The organism is Microbacterium sp. Be9, assembly GCF_011754135.1.
In the GTDB taxonomy this organism is placed as follows: domain Bacteria; phylum Actinomycetota; class Actinomycetes; order Actinomycetales; family Microbacteriaceae; genus Microbacterium; species Microbacterium maritypicum_A.
Window position 1 is genome coordinate 1138164 of the sequence record NZ_WNWT01000006.1, and the last position, 17637, is coordinate 1155800.

Here is a 17637-nt window from a genome sequence, read left to right on the forward strand (position 1 = left end):
GGTTCCTTTCGGGCGGAGCTGGGGGTCAGGAGATCCAGGCGAGGATGAGGATCATCGTCGCGAGGAAGCCGGCGAAGTAGTTCAGGGCGATGAAACGTCGCCAGGCGCGGTTCGTGGAGGCGGAGGTCTCGTCGGTCACGTTCCACCACGGCGCCGCGTTGACGATGTAGGGCAGCGCGAGGGCGGCGGCGAGCGTGCCCGGCCAGGGGGTCAGCAGCATCGCCGCCCCCGCGATCACCCACAGCGACACCGACAGTCGCACCGTCGCGCGTGCGCCGATGACCGTCGCGATAGACGAGATCCCGGCTTCCCGGTCAGGGCCGATGTCCTGCACAGCTCCGAAGGCGTGGGCGGCCATGCCCCACAGGAAGAAGGCGCCGAGCGTGATCGCCGCGCCGACGGTCACGGGCGCCTCGGCCAGGGCGAGCCCGACGATGGCGGGGCTCACGAAGTGCGTACTGGAGGTGACGGAATCCAGGAACGGGCGCTCCTTGAATCGGAGGACAGGCGCGGAGTAGGCGATGACCGCGAACACGCTGACCGTCAGCCAGAGCCACGACGCCGGGTTTCCCACCACGACGAGGTAGACCAGGAAAGGGATGTTGGTCGCCGCGGCCGTCCACAGCGTCGCTCGATGGATGCGAGGGGCGAGGAGAGCCCCTTCGATGCCGCCCTTGCGCGGGTTCGCCAGATCGGAGGCGTAGTCGAAGACATCGTTGATCCCGTACATCGCGAGGTTGTAGGGGATCAGGAAGTACAGCGTGCCGATCACGAATGTCAGATCGATCTCGCGGGTGCTGAGGAGGTAGGCGGCGGCGAAGGGGAAGGCGGTGTTGATCCAGCTGATCGGACGCGACGACAGGATGATCTGGGCGATGTCTCGTCCGATGCTGCTCGGCGGAGCTGCGGCGGTGCTCATCGTGAAGTCTCCTCATCGATCGGTCGACGATCGTGCGCCCGCCGCCGGGCACGCATCGCGGTCCACAGGGCCGGGAGGAGCAGCGCCCCCGCGAGCGGATAGGCGAAGTCCTCGATCGGAGCCAGGCCGACGTGCACGCCGAGCAGCGGGTCCTGCGCATAGTGGAACAGGCCGCTCGCGATCATCGCGGTATCAAACGCCGCGGTGAGCACGAACAGCACGACCACGGTCAGCAGCACGGCGAGCGGGCGCGGGCCGCGCGTGCGGGAGGCGAGCGCGAGCCCGATTCCGCCCAACGTGGCGACAGCCACGAAGCAGGCGGAGAGCTGGAGGTAGGTCATGATGCCTCCGCCTCGTCGCGCCGCCGCGCTCGGCGTCGGGAGATGACCCGGGCGGATCCGGTGTAGATCACCATGGTGCACACCACGAGGAACACCAGGAACACGGGTTCCTCGATGGGAAGCTCGGGGGCCAGGAGCAGACCCGACGCGATCGCGCCCTCGCCCCGGAAGAAGATCCCGTTGGCGATGCCCGCCACGTCCCAGAGCACGAAGAAGACGAGGCCGACGGCCGTGACGACCGCGGCCGACACCGCGTCGCGCCAGAAGAAGAGGCGGAACCGCCAATCCAGCAGCAGCATGCAGCTCAGCGACAGGAGGAGGGCCGCCAGATACACGACGCCCATCAGGGCGCCTCCGTCATGGCAGCGGAAGAGCCGGGAACGGGGAGCGGGCCGGGGGAGTGGTCGCCGCGGACGCGCTTGAGGACGATCTCCGCACTGATCAGGCACATCGGGACACCGACGCCGGGCGCGGTGGTGGCCCCGGCGTAGAAGAGGCCCTGCACGCGCCGAGAAGTGTTCTGCGCGCGGAACATCGCGCTCTGCGAGAGGATGTGCGCCGGCCCCAGCATTCCTCCGCGCCAGGAGTGATAGTCGTCGCGGAAGTCTGCGGGACCGGTCGTCTCGCGCACGACGATGCGTTCGCGGAGGTCGGGGATCCCCGCCCACGCCGAGATCTGATCGATCGCCGCATCCGCGGCGCGCTCGATCTCGGGCGATCCCGCTCCGTCGGGTCCGCCGTGTCCGAGATCGACGTCCGCCGGGACCGGGATCAGCACGAACAGGTTCTCGCTGCCGGCAGGGGCCACGTCGGGATCCGTTGCGCTCGGCCGGCACACGTAGATCGATGCCGGCTCGGGAACGGTCGGCGTGGCACCGAAGATCGCGTCGAAGTTCGCGTCCCAGTCGTCGGTGAAGAACAGGGAGTGGTGCGGCAGCTCGGGGAGTGTGCCGCGAACCCCGAGCATCACGAGGATGCCGCCCGGTCCGCTGGTGCGCCGTGCCCACCACGACTCGGGGTAGGTCTGCAGCGAGGGTGGAAGCAGCGCCGTCTCGGTGTGGTGCAGATCGGCCGCCGAGACCACCACATCGGCGCTCTCCGTGTGCGTGGAGCCGGAGGCGTCGACCCAGCCCACGCCGGTCACGTGGGTACCGTCGCCGCCGTCCTGGGTGCGGATTCCGGTGACCTCCGCCCCGGTCTCGATGCGGACCCCCGCGTCGCGCGCCAGCGCCTCGATCCGCTCGATCACCCGCCAGAAGCCGCCCTGCGGATAGCTGACTCCCTGGTCGAGATCGAGGGCGCTCATCAGGTGGTACATCGCCGGCGCGCTTCGCGGGTCGGTGCCGAGGAACACCGCGGGATAGCCCAGGATCTGTCGGACCACGGGGTGCGTGAAGCGCCGGGCCGCGAAGGACTGCAGGCGTGTTCCGAGCAGGGCGGAGAGGCGCGGCAGTGCTCGGAGGACCTCGGGGGCGAGGAGCGAACGCATGCGTGTGAAGGGGTTGTAGAGGAAGTACTTCTGCGCCATCGCTCCGGCATGCTGCGCGGAGTCGAGGTAGGCGTCCAGCGTCGCCGTGGAGCCGGGCTCCAGCGCTTCGAAGAGTCCGGTGACCTGATCGCGTCCTGCGGGGACGGTCACGGGACCGGATCCGCCACCGACCGCATCCGGGTCGCGGAACACCCGGTATCCCGGATCGAGGGGGATGAGATCGAGCTGCGCATCGGTCGTCGTGCCCATCATCTCGAAGAAGTGGTCGAAGACCTCGGGCATCAGATACCAGGACGGCCCGGAGTCGAAACGGAAGCCGTCGCGTTCGATCGTCCCGGCGCGGCCGCCGACGCGATCGTTCTTCTCGAGGATCACGACCTCGTGCCCGTCCCGGGCGAGCAGTCCCGCGGTCGCGAGACCGGCGACTCCGGCACCGATCACCACAACCCGGCTCATCGGTCCCGCTCCATCGCTGTGACGAACACGGACCGCGCGGCGAGAGCGGCTTTGATCGGATCCGGAACGCGTACCCGGCGTCGGTAGAGGACGTCGGCGGGGGTCTGCGCCACACGGCGGGTCAGAGCGGCGAACAGAGCCAGGGCGCTGCGCACCGCCGCGCGGGCGTCCTTCGGCAGCAGGGGGATAGCGTCACGCGCGTCGGCCAGTTGCCGGAACACGGTCTGCACCCATGCGTCCCGGTCGGCATCGGTCAGACGCGCAGCGCCGCCGAGGTAGCCGCGGTGCAGGCGGTCGGTGTCATCGGCGAGGTCGCGCAGGAAGTTCACGTTCTGGAAGGCCGCACCGAGCTGACGGGCGCCGTGCCGCAGCGTCGCGAGGTCTTCGGGCGCACGTTCGGTATCCCGGAGGAACACCCGCAGGCACATGAGACCGACGACTTCGGCGGAGCCGTAGACGTACGCCGCGTGGGCTTCGACGTCATAGGCGGCGAAGCCGGCGTCTTCGTCGATGTCTGCGCGCATCGAGTCGAAGAACGGCTGCGTCAGGTCCTCGCCGATCCCGCACTCGCGCGCGGTCCGCGCGAACGCATGCAGGATGAGATCGCTGCTGTAGCCGCTGCGCATCGAACGATGCGTCTCCGCGATGTAGGAGTCGAGCGCGGCGGATTGCGCGGTCACGTCCAGACCAGCTTCGGCGGCGACGCCGTCGACGATCTCATCGGCGATGCGCACCATCGCGTAGATGTTGCGGACGTGCTGGCGATGACGGCGTCCGAGAAGACGGGTCGCGAGTCCGAACGACGTCGAATAGCTGCGGATGACATCGGTCGTCGCGATCTCCGCCGTGCGGTTGAAGCGCCGGAGGGCGGTGCTGTCCCGACGATCAGCCGCGTCCGCGTTCATCGACTGCGACTTCCGACTCGGGAGGCGAGGGTGCGCAGTACCTGTCCGGCCGCCGGGGGCAGACCATCGGCTTCCGCTTCGAGGAGTGCGGCGTCCGTGGCATCGAGGTGCTCCTGCACCAAGCCTCGGACGAAGGTCTCCGAGCCGCATTCGCGCAGTCGATCACGGGCAGCGGCACCGTCGGTCGGGCTGAGATCCGGTCTTCCGAAGTGCAGTTCGATGTCGTCCCACTGGCTCGTCATGCGGGCGTAGGCGATGATCGCGGTCTCCTTGCCTTCGCGTAGATCCGAGAACGGGTCCTTGCCGTGCTCTTCCGGGTCTCCGAACACGGAGAGCAGGTCATCCTGCAGCTGATAGGCGAGGCCGAGGTGCAACCCGATCATGGCGAGATACTCCTCGGTCGCAGCCGACGAGGCGGCGAGCACCGCCGCAGCGCGCAGCGGGAGCACGAAGGAGTATGTCGACGTCTTGTATGCGCTCGTGGAGAGGATCGTGCGCAGATCGGGGGCGATGATGCCGTCGCTGAGGGCGACGTCGGCGTGCTCGCCGGCCACCGTCTCGAAGATGGTCTGTTCGAGCAGGCCGAGCAGACGATCGCGGGCTTCGGGCATCACGTCCGCTCGGGCGAAGCCCAGCACCGCCGAAGACAGGAGCAGGTCTCCGAGCAGGATCGCGCTCGATCGGGCCCAGTGCAGGGCGGCTTCGGTCGGTCGCGCCGCGTGCTCGGCGACGAGCGCACCGATCAGATTGGGACGCCGTCGTCGCATCAGATCGCCGTCGATGACATCGTCGTGCAGCAGGAAGGCGAAGTGGAGAAGTTCGACATGGGCCGCGACATCGATGGCCGTGCGCGTCTCATCGGCGGTCAGGGGAGCGGGGGCCAACGCGTGCGTCAGATCCAGGAGGAGCCGGGGGCGGATGAGCTTTCCGCCGAGGGCGTGCTCCTCCGCGGCCCGCCACAGCCCCACGAACTCGTTCCCGTACCGCTCTGCGGCGGCGCTCCTCTCGGAGAATCGATGACGCAGCGCCTCCTCGATCCGCGTCGCGAGCGATTCCTCGGTCGTCGTCACGCTCATGCGTCACACCTCGCCGAGTTGTCGCAGCTGCGGCAGCTGCTCCACGAGCCAGGGGCTGAACGCGAAGGGTGCATGCGTGACAGCCTCGATCAGCGAATCGACTTCGACCCAGATCCATTCCGACACCTCATCGGGATTGGCGGCCGGGTCGCCGTCGAGGATCGTGACGTGCACGGGGCAGATCTCGTTCTCGACGATGCCACTCGCATCCACCGCGCGATAGCGGTAGTCGGGGAGTGCCATGCGGATCTCGGTGAGGTGGATGCCGAGCTCGCCGACGCCATGTCGGCGCACGGCCTCGTCCATCGTCTCGTCCGGTCGTGGATGACCGCAGAAGCTGTTCGTCCAGACGCCCGGCCACGTCTTCTTCGCGAGCGCTCGACGAGTGAGGAGCAGCCGCCCCTCCCTGTCGAGGACATAGCAGGAGAAGGCGAGATGCAGGGGAGTGTCTCTCGTGTGGACTTCGCTCTTCGGGAGCGTGCCGAGAGCTGTCCCGTCTTCGGCGAGGAGGGTCACGTCGTCCATGGCATCTCCCAGATCTCGAGCGTTCATATTTATCTAACTTGGTGAGTAGTCAACTTAGCATGAAACTGTTGGTGTGTAACATGATCGCATGACCACGGAGCCCGGCACCAGCCCGCACGCGGGCGCGCAGGATTCGCTCCCCGTCGGCGACGGCGGATCGCGAACGTCCGCGGATACGCCTGACGGGCTCGTCCATTCGGCGATCTACGACGTCGAGGCAAGTGATCCCCGCAGCGTCCTGATCGATCGCAGCGGTGTTCCGCCGGAGGAGTTGAAGCAGATCGCCCGGGTGATGGAGTCGCTCGCCGGACTGCGCGAAGCCGAGCAGGCGCTGTCCCAGGCGTCACGTCGATACATGCGTCTGAATGAGACGGACATGCGTGCGTTGCACTATCTGATCGTGTGCGCGAACCGGAACCTGGTGGCGACGCCGGGGGGAATCGCGCACCACCTCGGTGTCTCGACCGCGGCGACCACGAAGCTCCTCGATCGTCTGGAGCAGGGAGGCCACATCACGCGTGCCCCTCACCCCACCGACCGCAGGGCACTGGAGATCACCATCACCGCGGAGACGCGACATGCAGCCATGGAGACGGTCGGTCGTCAGCAGGCGAAGCGCTTCTATTCTGCCGCCCGTCTCACTCCCGCTGAAAGGGAAACCGTGATCCGATTCCTCACGGACATGACGGAGGAGATCACGCTCCGCGACGAAGCCTGGGTGCAGGAAGGGGCGTAAAGTTCCCCTGCTTCAGCAGGGGAACTCGACGATATCGGTCTGCGATCAGTGCGCCGCGTTGTACGCGTCGACGATCTGCGCGGGAATGCGGCCACGCTCGGAGAGCTTGTGTCCGTTCTCGTTCGCCCACGCGCGGATGGCCGCGACCTCAGGGTTTCGTGCAGGTCGCTTGCGAGTCGATGTCGCGCGCGGAGAATTCGACGAGCCGGCCTTTCGGCCTGCTGTCACATAAGGCGCCAACGCCGAACGCAATTCTTCCGCATGCGCGGCATTCAGATCGATCTCGTATGCCGTGCCGTTGAGCGAGAAATGCACCGTCTCGCCTTCGCCCACTTCCAGGACGCTGCCATCGATGTCGTCGACCAGCTGATGCACAATTCTTCTCGCCATGATCGCGACTTTACTCGCTCCGAGGAAATGCGACAAGTTGCGAATAGCGAGCCGCGGTAATGTGACGCGCTATACGCAATAAATCAATTCTGTGTGGTCAGGGGAGAAGTCCGGCGCGGCGAGCCCTCGCCACGGCGGCATGGCGAGTCGAGGCGTCGAGTTTCGACATCGCCGTGCCGAGGTAGGCCTTGACGGTCCCCTCGCGCAGACCGAGCTGCGCGGCGATCTCGGCATTCGTCGAACCGAGAGCCGCGCATGCGAGCACATCGGTCTCTCGCGGAGACAGGTGGACGGTGGGGATGGGGCTCGTCGCGGGTGATGCGACGTCACCGGCGAGGGTCATGAGTCGTCGTTCGACCTGCGTGATCCGGTCGCGGACATCCGCGTCTTCCACGGAGGCGGCGATGCTCCGCAGCTCTGCGAAGCTCTGCCTCAGCTCCTCGCGCTGTGCCGGCGCCACGACCTCGTCGCCGCGCGTGGTCTCCTGCAGACGGCGCTGCACCTCGTCGCGGATGCGCAGCTCATCGGCGACGGCCTGCGCGACCTGCATGGCGGGTGCCGTGGTCACACCGCCTACCCGCTCCTCATCCCATCCGCCGGCGTACAGCACTCCGCGGGAACGGCCGTGGACCACGATCGGCAGCGCGAGGAGGGTGCGCAGGCCCTCGCCGAGGACGAACACGTCGTAGTCGTGCGTGATCTGCTGTGACGACCCGTAGTCGCTCGTCATCCGGGGGCGGAGCTCCATCATGGCCCGCCCGCCGAGCCCGCGCTCGGGTCGCACCCGGAGCCCGTCCAGCGACCGCGTGCGCGCACCGACGATGCTCGTGACGCTCACGACGCCTTCTTCGATGAGACCGCCGAACGCGACGGGGAAGCGCGTCCGCCTGGCGAGCTCGCGCACGGCGTTCGCGACGAGATCCGCCTCGGATTCGCGGGTGACGGGTGAGGACACGACTACCTACTTCCGGGGTGACGCTGTTCCCCGTTTCGTAGCGTCGACGATATCACCCGTGTCATCGTCACCGTCGTCGTCGCGGACGGCGTCGGATCCATCGGCTCCCAGGGGAAGCGTGTGGACCCGGCGGCCTACTCGCCGGGTCCACGACGTGGCCTGCCGACCTCAGTGCGCCTCGAGGTCGAGCAGGAACCGCTTGCGCTCGGGGTGCGCTCCGTACTGCCCTGCGCTGCCGTCGGAGCGCACCACCCGATGCACCGGCACGATGATCGAGAAGGGGGTGATGCGGCACGCGGTGCCGACGGCGCGCGCAGCCCCGGGGTGACCCGCGAGGATCGCCACCTCCCCGTAGCTCATGGTCTGGCCCCACTCGATGCTGCAGATGGTCTGCAGCGCGGCGAGGGCGAACCCGTCGACGAGCCGCCAGTCGAGGCGGATGTGCCTGTCGAAACGCACCGGCTCGCCGTCGAAGTAGTCGGACAGGAGATGAGCGAGTTCGTCGGCGGCTCCGGGGTCGGGCTCTGGCACTGCTCTCAACTGATGGGACACGCCTTCGAGCAGCCAGGGCACGCGCGGGTCCTCGGACTCGGAGAGGTCGAATCGCACGATGCCCTCGTCGGAGAACACCGCGAGAGCATCCCCGAACGGCGTCGGGGCGAAGTCGTAGCGGAACGTCATGCCCCCATCCTGTCCGCTCGGCTCGACGCGGAACCGCATGCTTGACGTTCCGAGTGGAGAACGCGACCCGGGTTCACATCGGGCAGGAGAAGTGCGCCACCCCCTACGCAGCGCAGAATCGCCGGAAATTCGGCGGAAACCCGCCTGGGATACCCCGTCTCCGCAGGTCGCACGCCTAGGGTGTCAGTGTGTGGCGACGTGAAGACAAGTCTGCGGACGACACAGCGGTGGATGCTGCTGTGTCGATCAGCGATCTGCACGGAACCACGACAGGCCTCGACATCGCACACGCCGCAGAGGCCGAGCGGACGCGTCTGAGGGCCGAGGCAGCCGATCTCGGTGGCCCTTCGCCGCTCGTGAGCTTCCGTGACAGCCCGGAGTCGGGCATCGATATCTCCAAGGCGCACCCGGGGAGCTTGCCGCAGTTCATCACCGGCAAGTCGACTCTCCTCTCGAATCTCTTCCGCGACGAGGTCGGGCTGCGGACAGCTCGGCTCGCCGCGGAGCGCATCACCGCGAAGAACACCGAGCTCCGTACCGTCCGCGGCATCGAAGCCGTGCACCTCGCCGTCGGAGTCGCCCGGTGGCGCATCGGGGGAGCGGGTTTCGCGGCCCCCGTGCTGCTGCGTCCGCTGGCGATCCGCCGCCACCACTCCGATTTCGAGTTGAAGCTGCAGGGCACCTTCGAGGTGAATCCCGAACTCGTGCGGATCGCTCGCGACCACTTCGGCCTCACGATCGATGCCACCGCGCTCGCCTCGTTGGCCTACGACGGCGGCATCTTCAAGCCGCAACCCGTGATCGACAGTCTGCGCGCGATGACGCGTTCGATCGACACGTTCTCGGTCGAACCGCGTCTGGTGGTCTCGACGTTCGCCGATGTGTCAGGACTGATGTCCCGCGACGGGGGCAGCCTCGATCATCCGGTGCTGAACGCCCTGGCCGGTCACGTGGGAGACCGCGAGCGCGTCACCGCTCCGCGAGCCATCCCGCATCACATCGGCCCGGATGATCGCGCACCGGCCTCGGACAACCTCCTCCTGGATGCGGACGCGGAGCAGGAAGCAGTGCTGGCCCGTATCGCGGCAGGGCATTCCCTCACCGTCGCGACCCTTCCCGGAACCGGGGGGACCCAGACCGTGATCAACGCGCTGGGTGAACTGGTGCGCGGCGGCAAGCGCGTGCTCGTCGTCTCCGCGCGGCGCTCCACCTTGGACGGGGTGCGTCACCGACTCGCCGGGATCGGCCTCGACAGCCTGGCGATCTCGCCGGCGAGCGTGCGGCGCGATCTGGTCAGGGCCATCGGACGCAATGAGAAGGCCACGGCGCCCAAGGTCAGCGAGGTCGACGATGCACTCGTGCGTCTGCGGACCGTCCTGCGCGACTACCGTCAGGCGCTCAGCGCACCCGTCGCCGGCCTGGACGCCTCGGTGCTCGACGCTACCCGTCAGCTGACACGGCTGGCGTCGCTTCCCGTGCCGCCGTCGACCACTGCTCGACTCGGCCCCGATGCCCTGCGTCGACTCGCCGCCGATCGCACCGAGGCCGCCGAGGCGCTCGCCCAGGCGGCCCGTCTCGGGGAGTTCCGCTTCGGCCCGAACGACTCGCCGTGGTACGGCGTCACCTTCTCCAGCACCGAGGCCGCTCGTGCCGCCCATGAGCTCGCCGGTCGACTGCACGCGAACAGTGTTCCCGCCCTTCTCGAGCGCGGCTACGAGCTGATCGCTCAGACCCACATGCGGCCGTTCTCGACCATCGACGAACTGGGTGAGTACCTGCGTCTGCTGCAGGGGATCCGCGACTCGCTGGACCGGTTCAGCCCGACGGTGTTCGAGCGTCCGCTGGGCGAGCTCATCCAGGCCCACGGTTCACGCCGCGACGCTCCCGGGTTGTCCGGGGCGAACAGACGTCGGCTGCGGCGTCTCGCGAAGGAGTACGTCCGTCCGGGCGTGCACGTCACCGAGATGCACGAGGCGCTGCTGCGCATCCAGGCGCAGCGCACGCAGTGGCAGCGGTGCGTCGAGGCGGGTGTCGCGCCCGAGATCCCCCTCGGTCTCGCCGACGTGTACGTGGCCTGGCAGCGGGTGGAGGCCGAGCTCGCCGAGCTCGACGCCGCACTCGGACGACGCGAGCCATTGGCGTCGCTCCCGGTGGCGCGACTCGTGCGCACGCTCGCGGGGCTGGCCGCCAAGTCCGATGTCTTCGAGAACCTCGTCGAACGCGCCCAGTTGCGCGACCGACTCGCTCTGCTCGGGCTGGAGCCGCTGCTCGCCGAGCTCTCCGTGCGCCATGTCTCCGAGTCCCAGGTGGGGGAAGAACTCGAGTTCGCGTGGTGGCAGTCCCTCCTCGAGCGCGCGTTGCAGGACAACCGCGCCCTCCTCGGCGCGAACACCGCAGTCGTCGATCGGCTCGAACGCGACTTCCGGCTGGTCGATGAGGCGCATGCCGCCATGGCCGGACCGCTGCTCGCCTGGCAGCTGGCCAACCAGTGGCGGATCGCGATCGTCGACGAGCCGCAGCAGTCGCAGCACCTGCGCCGTGCGCTGACGCAGTCGGCGACCACGACCGCGCAGGTCGTCAGCGCCGCGCCCACCCTCGTCGACGTGCTCGCCCCGGTCTGGATCTCGTCGCCGTACCTGGTGCCGGAGATTCCCGACTCGGTGGAGTTCGACACGGTGATCCTGGTCGATGCCGCAGCGATCAACCTCGCAGAGGCCGCCCCGGCGATCCGGCGCGCGCGCCAGATCGTCGCGTTCGGCGACCCGGTGACGCAGCGTCCTACGCCGTTCCGCATCGCGGTGGACCCGGAGGAGTCGTGGGAGGCCGAGGTACCGTTCGACGACGTCTCGGCCTTCGAGCGGCTCTCCGAGCTCCTGCCGGTGATGACGCTCACCCGCAGCTACCGTGCGGGCGGCGAAGACCTCGCGGAGCTCATCAACGACGCGTTCTACGGCGGCGAGATCGTGTCGCTTCCCTGGGCGGGCTCGTATCTCGGTCGCGGCAGCCTCACGGTCGACTACGTGGAGGGCGGCACGGGAACACCGGATCCGATCTCCGGCGCCGTCGAGAGTCCGGACGCCGAAGTGGCGAGGGTCGTGACGCTCGTGGTCGAGCACGCCGTGCATCGTCCTGCCGAATCGCTCATGGTCGTGACCGCGAGCGCGCGCCATGCCGAGCGCGTACGCGCCGCCGTCACCTCGGCGTTCGCCGGGCGCTCCGACGTCGCGGACTTCGTCGGACGCGACACGGTCGAGCCGTTCGCGGTGCTGACGCTCGAGGAGTCGGTCGCCGAGAGCCGTGACCGCGTCATCTTCTCGCTCGGCTTCGGACTCACCAAGCACGGTCGGGTGCTGAGCGACTTCGGCGATCTCTCCACTCCCGACGGAGAGCGACTCCTCACTGTCGGGATGACGCGCGCGCGCCGCTCGATGGTGCTCGTCTCCTCGATCCGTCCCTCCTCCTTCGACGACGGACGCCTGGAGCATGGAGCGGCGACGCTGATGTCGATCCTCGGCGGACTGGCCGCCCGCAGCCGAGACGCGCGCCTGGAAGACCTTGCCGATCCTCTCACCCTCGCCCTCGCGCGGGAGTTGCGGCGTCTGGGCGCCTCGGTGGACGTCGACTATCGCGGATTGCTGCCCCTGGTGGCCCAGCACGGCGGCAAGGCGGTCGTGATCGAGTCCGATCCGGAGACGCGGGGCGAGTCTCTGCGGGAGACGCTGCGGCTGCGACCGCACGTGCTGCGTCGTCTGGGCTGGCACTATGTGCGCGTGCACGCCTTCGATCTCTACAGCGACCCCGTGACCGCCGCGACGCGGATCGCCGCGGTTCTCGGCATCTCGGAGTCGACGCCGCGCGCGGAGAACGACACGCAGCCGATCGACATCGTCGACACCCGCGATGACTGACCAGTCCGACACCCCGACGCCGCGCCAGCGCGTGGTGCGGGTCACCGGTTCACGGCGTGCCCGCCTGACCCCGGTGCCGGGGAGCGACCCGGCACCGGAGTCCGGCCCCGCCGAAGTGCCTCCGCGGTCGCGGCCGAAGGGCGCCAAGGGGCCGAACGACGACCAGCTGATCCAGGATGTGCCGCCGCACTACTGAGGCGCCGGAAGAACGGAGTCGCCGGATGACGGGGCAGTGCTGTCGCTGAACGCCGTGTCCGGTCGTCCGGGCAACGGAACCAGAAACGCACGGCCCTCCGAAGAGGACCGTGCGTCTCGGGTGCGAGCGGAGGCGGTCAGGCTCCGCGTTGTGCCTTGAGCAGGTCGCGGATCTCGACGAGCAGCTCGGACTCGGTCGAGGCGGCCGGCTCCTCCTCGGGCTCCTCGGCCGGAGTGCCCTTGCGGGCCTCGACGCGGGCCTTGAACGTGTTCATCGGCAGCACGAAGACGAAGTAGACGACGGCGGCGACGGCGAGGAAGCTGATGATCGCCGAGATCAGCTCGCCGATGGGGAACGTGACCGTCTCGCCGTAGATGTTCGTCACGGGGATGCCGAACTGACCGGCGGCATCCGCCTTCAGGAAGAGCGCGATGAGCGGGTTGATGATGCTGTTCACGACGGCCGTGACGATCGCGGTGAAAGCCGTACCGATGACGACAGCGACGGCCAGGTCGATGACGTTGCCGCGGAGCAGGAAGTCCTTGAAACCTTTGAGCATGGGATCCCCCAACAGATCGGGGCCTCAGGAAGAGGCCGGAGTCGACGCAGCCGCCGGTTTGGCGCTCGTCGTCGATTCCGTCTTCGATGATGCCGAACCATCCTTCGATCCACCGGATTTGGCGCGCGAGTCCGTGCGATAGAAGCCGGAGCCGTTGAAGGTCACGCCGATCGAGCCGTACTGCTTGCGCAACGCGCCACCGCATTCGGGGCACACGGTGAGAGCGTCGTCGGCGAAGCTCTGCACGGCGTCGAACTTGTGTCCGCACGAGGTGCAGGCATAGGCGTAGGTGGGCATGGGGGTCCTTGCGATCAGCGTCGCCGCGGCGACAGGGTGAGGGTCTGCGACGGGGTCACGACGCCATTCACGGGCTGGTCGTGCACCTCGCGCGGAAGTTCGTCGAGTACCTCGGAATCATAGATCACGGCATAGACGGGCGGGCACTTCTCCATCGAGCCGATGGTCTTGTCGAAGTAGCCGCGTCCCCAGCCCATGCGCATCCCGGTGCGATCGACAGCGGCAGCGGGGACGATCATGAGGTCGACGTCGTTGACGGCGATCGGGCCCAGCACCTCGCCCGTGGGCTCGGGTAGACCGAACAGCCCCTCGCTGACCTCGTCGTCGTCGGTCGCCACGGCCCAGTCCAGCAGCCCATCGGCGCGAGTGACGGGGAGGAGCACGCGGATGCCGCGACGCACGGCCCTGGTCACGAATTCACGGGTGCCCGGCTCGGTGGTGGTGGACAGGAAGCACGAGATGGAGCGGGCGCCAAGCTCGTCGATCAGGGCGTCGAGGCGTTCGCCGATTGCCGTGGCCGCGGCGTCGCGCTGCGTGTCGGAGAGGAGCTGGCGTCGTTCGCGGAGTTCGGCGCGGAGTGCACGCTTCGCATGTTCGACGTCGTTCGACATGGCTCCGAGTCTACGTCGGCGCTCACCACTAGGCTGGCAAGATGGCTGACCACAAGATCAAAGCCGTCATTCCCGCCGCAGGCCTGGGGACGCGATTCCTCCCTGCGACGAAGGCGATGCCCAAAGAGATGCTGCCCGTCGTCGACAAGCCGGCGATCCAATACGTCGTCGAAGAGGCGGCGAACGCCGGCATCGACGACATCCTCGTCATCATCGGCCGCAACAAGAACGCCATCTCCAACCACTTCGACTCCGTGCCGGAGCTCGAGGTGAAGCTCATGGAGAAGGGCGATACCGGTCGTCTCGAGCGCGTGATGAAGTCGAGCGATCTCGCCGACATCCACTTCGTCCGCCAGGGCGAGCCGAAGGGGCTCGGTCACGCGGTCCTGCGTGCGCGCACCCACGTCGGCGACAGCTCTTTCGCCGTGCTCCTCGGAGACGACCTCATCGACGAGCGCGACCCGCTCCTCACCGACATGATCGCCGAGCACGAGCGTTCGGGCGCGGCCGTGATCGCGCTTATGGAGGTCGACCCCGCGAACATCCACATGTACGGTGCGGCCGCCGTCGAGCCGCTCGAGGGGTCCGACGCCGTCCAGGTGACCGGTCTCGTCGAGAAGCCCGCGCAGGAAGACGCGCCGTCCAACCTGGCCATCATCGGCCGCTACGTGCTCCCGGCGTCGGTTTTCGACATCCTCGAGCACACCGAGCCGGGCAAGGGCGGAGAGATCCAGCTCACCGACGCGCTACAGGTGCTCGCGACCGATCCCGACGGCCCCGGCGTGGTCGGCGTCGTCTTCGGTGGACGCCGTTACGACACCGGCGACCGCGTCGACTACATCAAGGCGATCGTGCAGCTCGCCGCGGACCGCGATGACCTCGGGCCCGAGCTGCGTCCCTGGCTCAAGGAGTTCGCGGAACGCCTCTAGGCGACTCTGCGGGCGTCGGTGCGGCATGGATCTGGCGACGGGAATGCGACACGGACCCATAGAACTGCGGCTCGTCCGTGCGAAGGATGCGCGACCGCTGCAGCATGAACTGCTCGCCAACAGGTCGTGGCTCCAGCCGTGGGAGGCGACCGTCCCCTACGGCTCGGTGTCGTTCGACATGAGGCTCAGCATCCGACGCCTGCTCCAGCAGTATCGTGACGGCTCGGGCTATCCGTTCGTCATGGAGTACGACGGCGAGGTCGCGGGACAGCTCAACGTGTGGGGAGTGTCCCGCGGCTCGCTATGCTCGGCCACGATCGGGTACTGGGTGAGCGAGCGGTTCGCCGGCCGGGGGATCACTCCGACTGCGGTGGCGATGGCCACGGACGCGTGCTTCACGGAGTACGGACTGCACCGCATGGAGATCTGCATCCGGCCGGAGAACGCGGCGAGTCTGCGCATCGTGCAGAAGCTGGGGTTCCGGTACGAGGGGCTGCGTCGTCGTTACATCCATATCGACGGCGACTGGCGCGACCACTATGCGTTCGCCCTGACGAAGGAAGATGTGCCGCAAGGGGTGCTCGCACGCTGGCTCAGCGGTCAGGTGCCGCCCGACGCCGCAACGGTGCCCCCCTCCGACCGCATTTCGCAGTGAAAAGGGTCATCTGGTCCTGATCCGGACGGACACGCCGCGACACGCGCCTTACTGTACGGCCCAGCCAGCTTCCAGCCCTTAGCGTTGTCGGTATGGACGGGCCGGTGCTGAGCGGGGGAGTGATCGTGCTCGTCGCCGTGCTGCTCTGGATGCTCTATCTGCTGCCATCCTGGCGGGGGCGATTCCAATACAACGCCGCTGAACGCAACGCGGTGCGGCTGAACCAGGCCCTGCGTGTGCTCGCCGAGACGAGCGAGACTCCCGGTGAAGTGCGCTTCGAGTTGAACGCGCGCACCGCGCTGGCCCAGCAGAAGCTGGCCAAGCGGGTGCAGTCCGAACGTGAGGCTGCCGAACTCGAGTCCCTTCGTGAGCAACTCGCGGCGACCAGGGCCGATCCCGTGATCCGACGGGCACGGGCACGTCGACGTGTCCGTGTCGCCGCGACCAGCACCCTCCTCGTTGGACTCGTCATCGCCGGGCTCGGCGTCTGGCAGCTCCTGGCTGCCGGGAGCTCGGCGCTGCTGTGGATCGGTGGCGCCGCCGTCGTCGTCGCCGGCATCGCCCTGCAGCGCATGGCCGCGGTCGCCGGCCGTGTCGCACGCGCCACGCACGTGGTGGCCACGCCGGCCGCCCCGCGCGTCGCCCCCGAGCTGCACGATCAGGGTCGGGCGACCTGGACACCGCGTCCGCTGCCGGAGCCCCTGGTATCGGTGGCCGGATCTCGGGCGCAGGCCGCGCAAGCTCAGCTGGAGGCGCAGGAACAGCGTCGCAAGGCCGCGCGCGTCGCCGCCCTGCGCGAACGCGCCGAGCAGATGGCGCCCGAGGCGCCGGTGCCCCTTCCTGCGGCCTCGTCGCCGTATGCGCGGATGGGCTTCGTCGACGACGCCGAGATCGAAGCGCACGTGCGCGAGTTGCTCTCGCGCCGCGCCGCCGGATGACCGTCCGCGGCGCGAACAGCTTCTCCGTCGTGATAGCGTAGATGTCGTTCACGGGCCTATGGCGCAGTTGGTAGCGCGCCTCGTTCGCATCGAGGAGGTCAGGGGTTCGAATCCCCTTAGGTCCACCGAACACTGAAGCCCCCAGGCACATGCCCGGGGGCTTCAGTCATCTCCGGGGTGCCGGCGCATGGGCGTTAGAGTGAGCTGTGCCGTCGCAACCCGGGAGCGCTCCGCTCGACAACACCGTGATGCGATCGCATGCGGCCGATGAGTGAGGTGCTCGCGCTCCTTCGCGCGCAGATCCTCGACGGCACCTACGCCGGGGGTGCAGGGCTTCCCAGCGAGATGGAGCTGGCCGCCCTCCACGGGGTCTCTCGACGGACGATCCGCACCGTGCTCGCCACCCTGGCGCGCCAGGGCCTGGTCGAGTCGCACCGGGGCTCCGGGTGGTTCGTGCAACCCAGCCAGCCGCAGGGGTTCGACCGGATGCGCTCGTTCACCCAGTGGGCGCGTGGCCGCGGGCGCACCCCCGGTGGACGCATCGTGGCCCGCACGACGCGGAAGGCCACGGCGCGAGAAGCGCGACTGCTCGGGATCCGCACGGACGCAGACGTCCTGACCTTCACCCGTGTGCGGACACTCGACCAGCGCCCCGTGATGGTGGAGCGCTCGACATGGGCGCCCTGGGTGGTTCCGCACGTCGCAGGTCTTCCGGATGACGTGGTCTCCACGACGCGGGTGCTCGCAGACGCCGGGATCGTGGTCTCGTCGGGAAACCATCGGATCGAAGCGGTGGCTGCGGCGACTGAGGATGCGCGTCTGCTCGGAGTGCGCAGATCCAGTCCGCTCCTGCAGGTGCGACGCGAGACTTTCGCCTCGAACGGCCGACCCGTCGAATGCGCCGAGGATCGCTACGTTCCGCACACGATCTCCTTCGAAGCGCAGGCCTTCGGAGCGGCCGCGCTCCCCGGCGAGGACTGAACGGGTCGCGCGACCGCGCCCACTGTGCGCACCGGGTCGCCCGGATCACCGCGCGGGCGGCCGATGACACGTCTGCGTCGGCCGGTGTTC

The 17637-nt window shown here is 68.4% G+C and carries 19 protein-coding genes, 1 tRNA gene and 1 pseudogene; 8 read left to right on the forward strand and 13 right to left on the reverse strand.

What is annotated here, in order from left to right:
- Positions 1-25: 25 nt before the first annotated feature.
- From GLO27_RS16530 to idi, 7 genes and pseudogenes are all read right to left on the reverse strand, one after another.
- Positions 26-919, reverse strand: coding sequence for a prenyltransferase (locus tag GLO27_RS16530; protein ID WP_021200003.1), 894 nt, complete (start codon positions 917-919; stop codon positions 26-28).
- A complete protein-coding gene (locus GLO27_RS16535) occupies positions 916-1260 on the reverse strand; it encodes a lycopene cyclase domain-containing protein (RefSeq protein ID WP_021200002.1) in 345 nt (114 codons plus the stop codon). Before GLO27_RS16535 ends, GLO27_RS16530 begins: the two co-directional genes overlap by 4 nt.
- On the reverse strand, positions 1257-1604 hold the full coding sequence (locus tag GLO27_RS16540) for a lycopene cyclase domain-containing protein (RefSeq protein ID WP_029258659.1): 348 nt from the start codon (positions 1602-1604) through the stop codon (positions 1257-1259). The genes GLO27_RS16535 and GLO27_RS16540 overlap by 4 nt, the downstream gene beginning before the upstream one ends.
- Positions 1604-3256 (reverse strand): annotated as a pseudogene (gene crtI, locus GLO27_RS16545) (phytoene desaturase family protein); the annotation flags it as partial. The pseudogene crtI and the gene GLO27_RS16540, both read right to left, overlap by 1 nt.
- Positions 3202-4110: a squalene/phytoene synthase family protein gene (locus GLO27_RS16550; RefSeq protein WP_167255757.1), complete on the reverse strand. Its 909-nt coding sequence runs from the start codon at positions 4108-4110 to the stop codon at positions 3202-3204. The gene GLO27_RS16550 and the pseudogene crtI, both read right to left, overlap by 55 nt.
- Positions 4107-5186, reverse strand: a complete 1080-nt coding sequence (locus GLO27_RS16555) for a polyprenyl synthetase family protein (RefSeq protein WP_029258656.1) — start codon at positions 5184-5186, stop codon at positions 4107-4109. Before GLO27_RS16555 ends, GLO27_RS16550 begins: the two co-directional genes overlap by 4 nt.
- A gap of 3 nt (positions 5187-5189) precedes the next feature.
- On the reverse strand, positions 5190-5711 hold the full coding sequence (idi, locus tag GLO27_RS16560; RefSeq protein ID WP_029258655.1) for an isopentenyl-diphosphate Delta-isomerase: 522 nt from the start codon (positions 5709-5711) through the stop codon (positions 5190-5192).
- A gap of 88 nt (positions 5712-5799) precedes the next feature.
- On the opposite strand from idi, the gene GLO27_RS16565 reads away from it, so the two are divergent.
- Positions 5800-6447 carry a MarR family transcriptional regulator gene (locus tag GLO27_RS16565; protein ID WP_081860086.1) on the forward strand — a complete coding sequence of 216 codons (648 nt, stop codon included), beginning with the start codon at positions 5800-5802 and terminating at the stop codon, positions 6445-6447.
- Between the two features lie 45 nt (positions 6448-6492).
- On the opposite strand, the gene GLO27_RS16570 is transcribed toward GLO27_RS16565, so the two are convergent.
- From GLO27_RS16570 to GLO27_RS16580, 3 genes are all read right to left on the reverse strand, one after another.
- Complete coding sequence (locus tag GLO27_RS16570) at positions 6493-6837, reverse strand: Lsr2 family protein (RefSeq protein ID WP_029267189.1); 345 nt, start codon at positions 6835-6837, stop codon at positions 6493-6495.
- A 97-nt stretch (positions 6838-6934) separates the two neighbouring features.
- Positions 6935-7792, reverse strand: a complete 858-nt coding sequence (locus GLO27_RS16575) for a LuxR C-terminal-related transcriptional regulator (protein ID WP_167255759.1) — start codon at positions 7790-7792, stop codon at positions 6935-6937.
- A gap of 168 nt (positions 7793-7960) precedes the next feature.
- Positions 7961-8473, reverse strand: a complete 513-nt coding sequence (locus GLO27_RS16580; RefSeq protein WP_021199993.1) for a methylated-DNA--[protein]-cysteine S-methyltransferase — start codon at positions 8471-8473, stop codon at positions 7961-7963.
- Between the two features lie 239 nt (positions 8474-8712).
- Between GLO27_RS16580 and GLO27_RS16585 the strand changes: the two genes are divergently transcribed.
- Together GLO27_RS16585 and GLO27_RS16590 are read left to right on the forward strand one after the other, a co-directional pair.
- A complete protein-coding gene (locus GLO27_RS16585) occupies positions 8713-12381 on the forward strand; it encodes an ATP-binding protein (RefSeq protein ID WP_021199992.1) in 3669 nt (1222 codons plus the stop codon).
- The gene (locus tag GLO27_RS16590; RefSeq protein ID WP_021199991.1) at positions 12374-12577 is read left to right on the forward strand and encodes a hypothetical protein; all 204 of its coding nucleotides are present in this window, start codon (positions 12374-12376) and stop codon (positions 12575-12577) included. The genes GLO27_RS16585 and GLO27_RS16590 overlap by 8 nt, the downstream gene beginning before the upstream one ends.
- 136 nt (positions 12578-12713) lie before the next feature.
- Here the strand turns inward: GLO27_RS16590 and mscL are convergent, their stop codons facing one another.
- From mscL to GLO27_RS16605, 3 genes are read right to left on the reverse strand one after another with little or no spacing between them, the layout of a single operon-like run.
- Positions 12714-13136 carry a large conductance mechanosensitive channel protein MscL gene (gene mscL, locus GLO27_RS16595; RefSeq protein WP_021199990.1) on the reverse strand — a complete coding sequence of 141 codons (423 nt, stop codon included), beginning with the start codon at positions 13134-13136 and terminating at the stop codon, positions 12714-12716.
- Positions 13137-13160: 24 nt separating this feature from the next.
- The gene (locus GLO27_RS16600) at positions 13161-13433 is read right to left on the reverse strand and encodes an FmdB family zinc ribbon protein (RefSeq protein WP_021199989.1); all 273 of its coding nucleotides are present in this window, start codon (positions 13431-13433) and stop codon (positions 13161-13163) included.
- 14 nt (positions 13434-13447) lie between these two features.
- On the reverse strand, positions 13448-14044 hold the full coding sequence (locus GLO27_RS16605; RefSeq protein ID WP_167255761.1) for a 5-formyltetrahydrofolate cyclo-ligase: 597 nt from the start codon (positions 14042-14044) through the stop codon (positions 13448-13450).
- A 41-nt stretch (positions 14045-14085) separates the two neighbouring features.
- Between GLO27_RS16605 and galU the strand changes: the two genes are divergently transcribed.
- The 5 genes from galU (at position 14086) to GLO27_RS16630 (ending at position 17547) form a co-directional block, all read left to right on the forward strand.
- Positions 14086-14973: a UTP--glucose-1-phosphate uridylyltransferase GalU gene (gene galU, locus GLO27_RS16610; RefSeq protein ID WP_021199987.1), complete on the forward strand. Its 888-nt coding sequence runs from the start codon at positions 14086-14088 to the stop codon at positions 14971-14973.
- A 43-nt stretch (positions 14974-15016) separates the two neighbouring features.
- Positions 15017-15628 carry a GNAT family protein gene (locus GLO27_RS16615; RefSeq protein WP_021199986.1) on the forward strand — a complete coding sequence of 204 codons (612 nt, stop codon included), beginning with the start codon at positions 15017-15019 and terminating at the stop codon, positions 15626-15628.
- 92 nt (positions 15629-15720) lie between these two features.
- The gene (locus tag GLO27_RS16620) at positions 15721-16566 is read left to right on the forward strand and encodes a hypothetical protein (RefSeq protein ID WP_167255763.1); all 846 of its coding nucleotides are present in this window, start codon (positions 15721-15723) and stop codon (positions 16564-16566) included.
- A 52-nt stretch (positions 16567-16618) separates the two neighbouring features.
- Positions 16619-16691, forward strand: a tRNA-Ala gene (locus GLO27_RS16625).
- Between the two features lie 142 nt (positions 16692-16833).
- Positions 16834-17547 (forward strand): GntR family transcriptional regulator, encoded by a 714-nt coding sequence (locus GLO27_RS16630; protein ID WP_208323808.1) that lies wholly within the window; start codon positions 16834-16836, stop codon positions 17545-17547.
- Positions 17548-17637: the final 90 nt, after the last annotated feature.

Bases quoted from the DNA above. Each gene is read 5' to 3' on its own strand.
- GLO27_RS16530 (WP_021200003.1), bottom strand. From the start codon at position 919: ATGAGCACCGCCGCAGCTCCGCCGAGCAGCATCGGACGAGACATCGCC.
- GLO27_RS16535 (WP_021200002.1), bottom strand. From the start codon at position 1,260: ATGACCTACCTCCAGCTCTCCGCCTGCTTCGTGGCTGTCGCCACGTTG.
- GLO27_RS16540 (WP_029258659.1), bottom strand. From the start codon at position 1,604: ATGGGCGTCGTGTATCTGGCGGCCCTCCTCCTGTCGCTGAGCTGCATG.
- GLO27_RS16550 (WP_167255757.1), bottom strand. From the start codon at position 4,110: ATGAACGCGGACGCGGCTGATCGTCGGGACAGCACCGCCCTCCGGCGC.
- GLO27_RS16555 (WP_029258656.1), bottom strand. From the start codon at position 5,186: ATGAGCGTGACGACGACCGAGGAATCGCTCGCGACGCGGATCGAGGAG.
- idi (WP_029258655.1), bottom strand. From the start codon at position 5,711: ATGGACGACGTGACCCTCCTCGCCGAAGACGGGACAGCTCTCGGCACG.
- GLO27_RS16565 (WP_081860086.1), top strand. From the start codon at position 5,800: ATGACCACGGAGCCCGGCACCAGCCCGCACGCGGGCGCGCAGGATTCG.
- GLO27_RS16570 (WP_029267189.1), bottom strand. From the start codon at position 6,837: ATGGCGAGAAGAATTGTGCATCAGCTGGTCGACGACATCGATGGCAGC.
- GLO27_RS16580 (WP_021199993.1), bottom strand. From the start codon at position 8,473: ATGACGTTCCGCTACGACTTCGCCCCGACGCCGTTCGGGGATGCTCTC.
- GLO27_RS16590 (WP_021199991.1), top strand. From the start codon at position 12,374: ATGACTGACCAGTCCGACACCCCGACGCCGCGCCAGCGCGTGGTGCGG.
- mscL (WP_021199990.1), bottom strand. From the start codon at position 13,136: ATGCTCAAAGGTTTCAAGGACTTCCTGCTCCGCGGCAACGTCATCGAC.
- GLO27_RS16600 (WP_021199989.1), bottom strand. From the start codon at position 13,433: ATGCCCACCTACGCCTATGCCTGCACCTCGTGCGGACACAAGTTCGAC.
- GLO27_RS16605 (WP_167255761.1), bottom strand. From the start codon at position 14,044: ATGTCGAACGACGTCGAACATGCGAAGCGTGCACTCCGCGCCGAACTC.
- galU (WP_021199987.1), top strand. From the start codon at position 14,086: ATGGCTGACCACAAGATCAAAGCCGTCATTCCCGCCGCAGGCCTGGGG.
- GLO27_RS16615 (WP_021199986.1), top strand. From the start codon at position 15,017: ATGCGACACGGACCCATAGAACTGCGGCTCGTCCGTGCGAAGGATGCG.
- GLO27_RS16620 (WP_167255763.1), top strand. From the start codon at position 15,721: ATGGACGGGCCGGTGCTGAGCGGGGGAGTGATCGTGCTCGTCGCCGTG.
- GLO27_RS16630 (WP_208323808.1), top strand. From the start codon at position 16,834: ATGAGTGAGGTGCTCGCGCTCCTTCGCGCGCAGATCCTCGACGGCACC.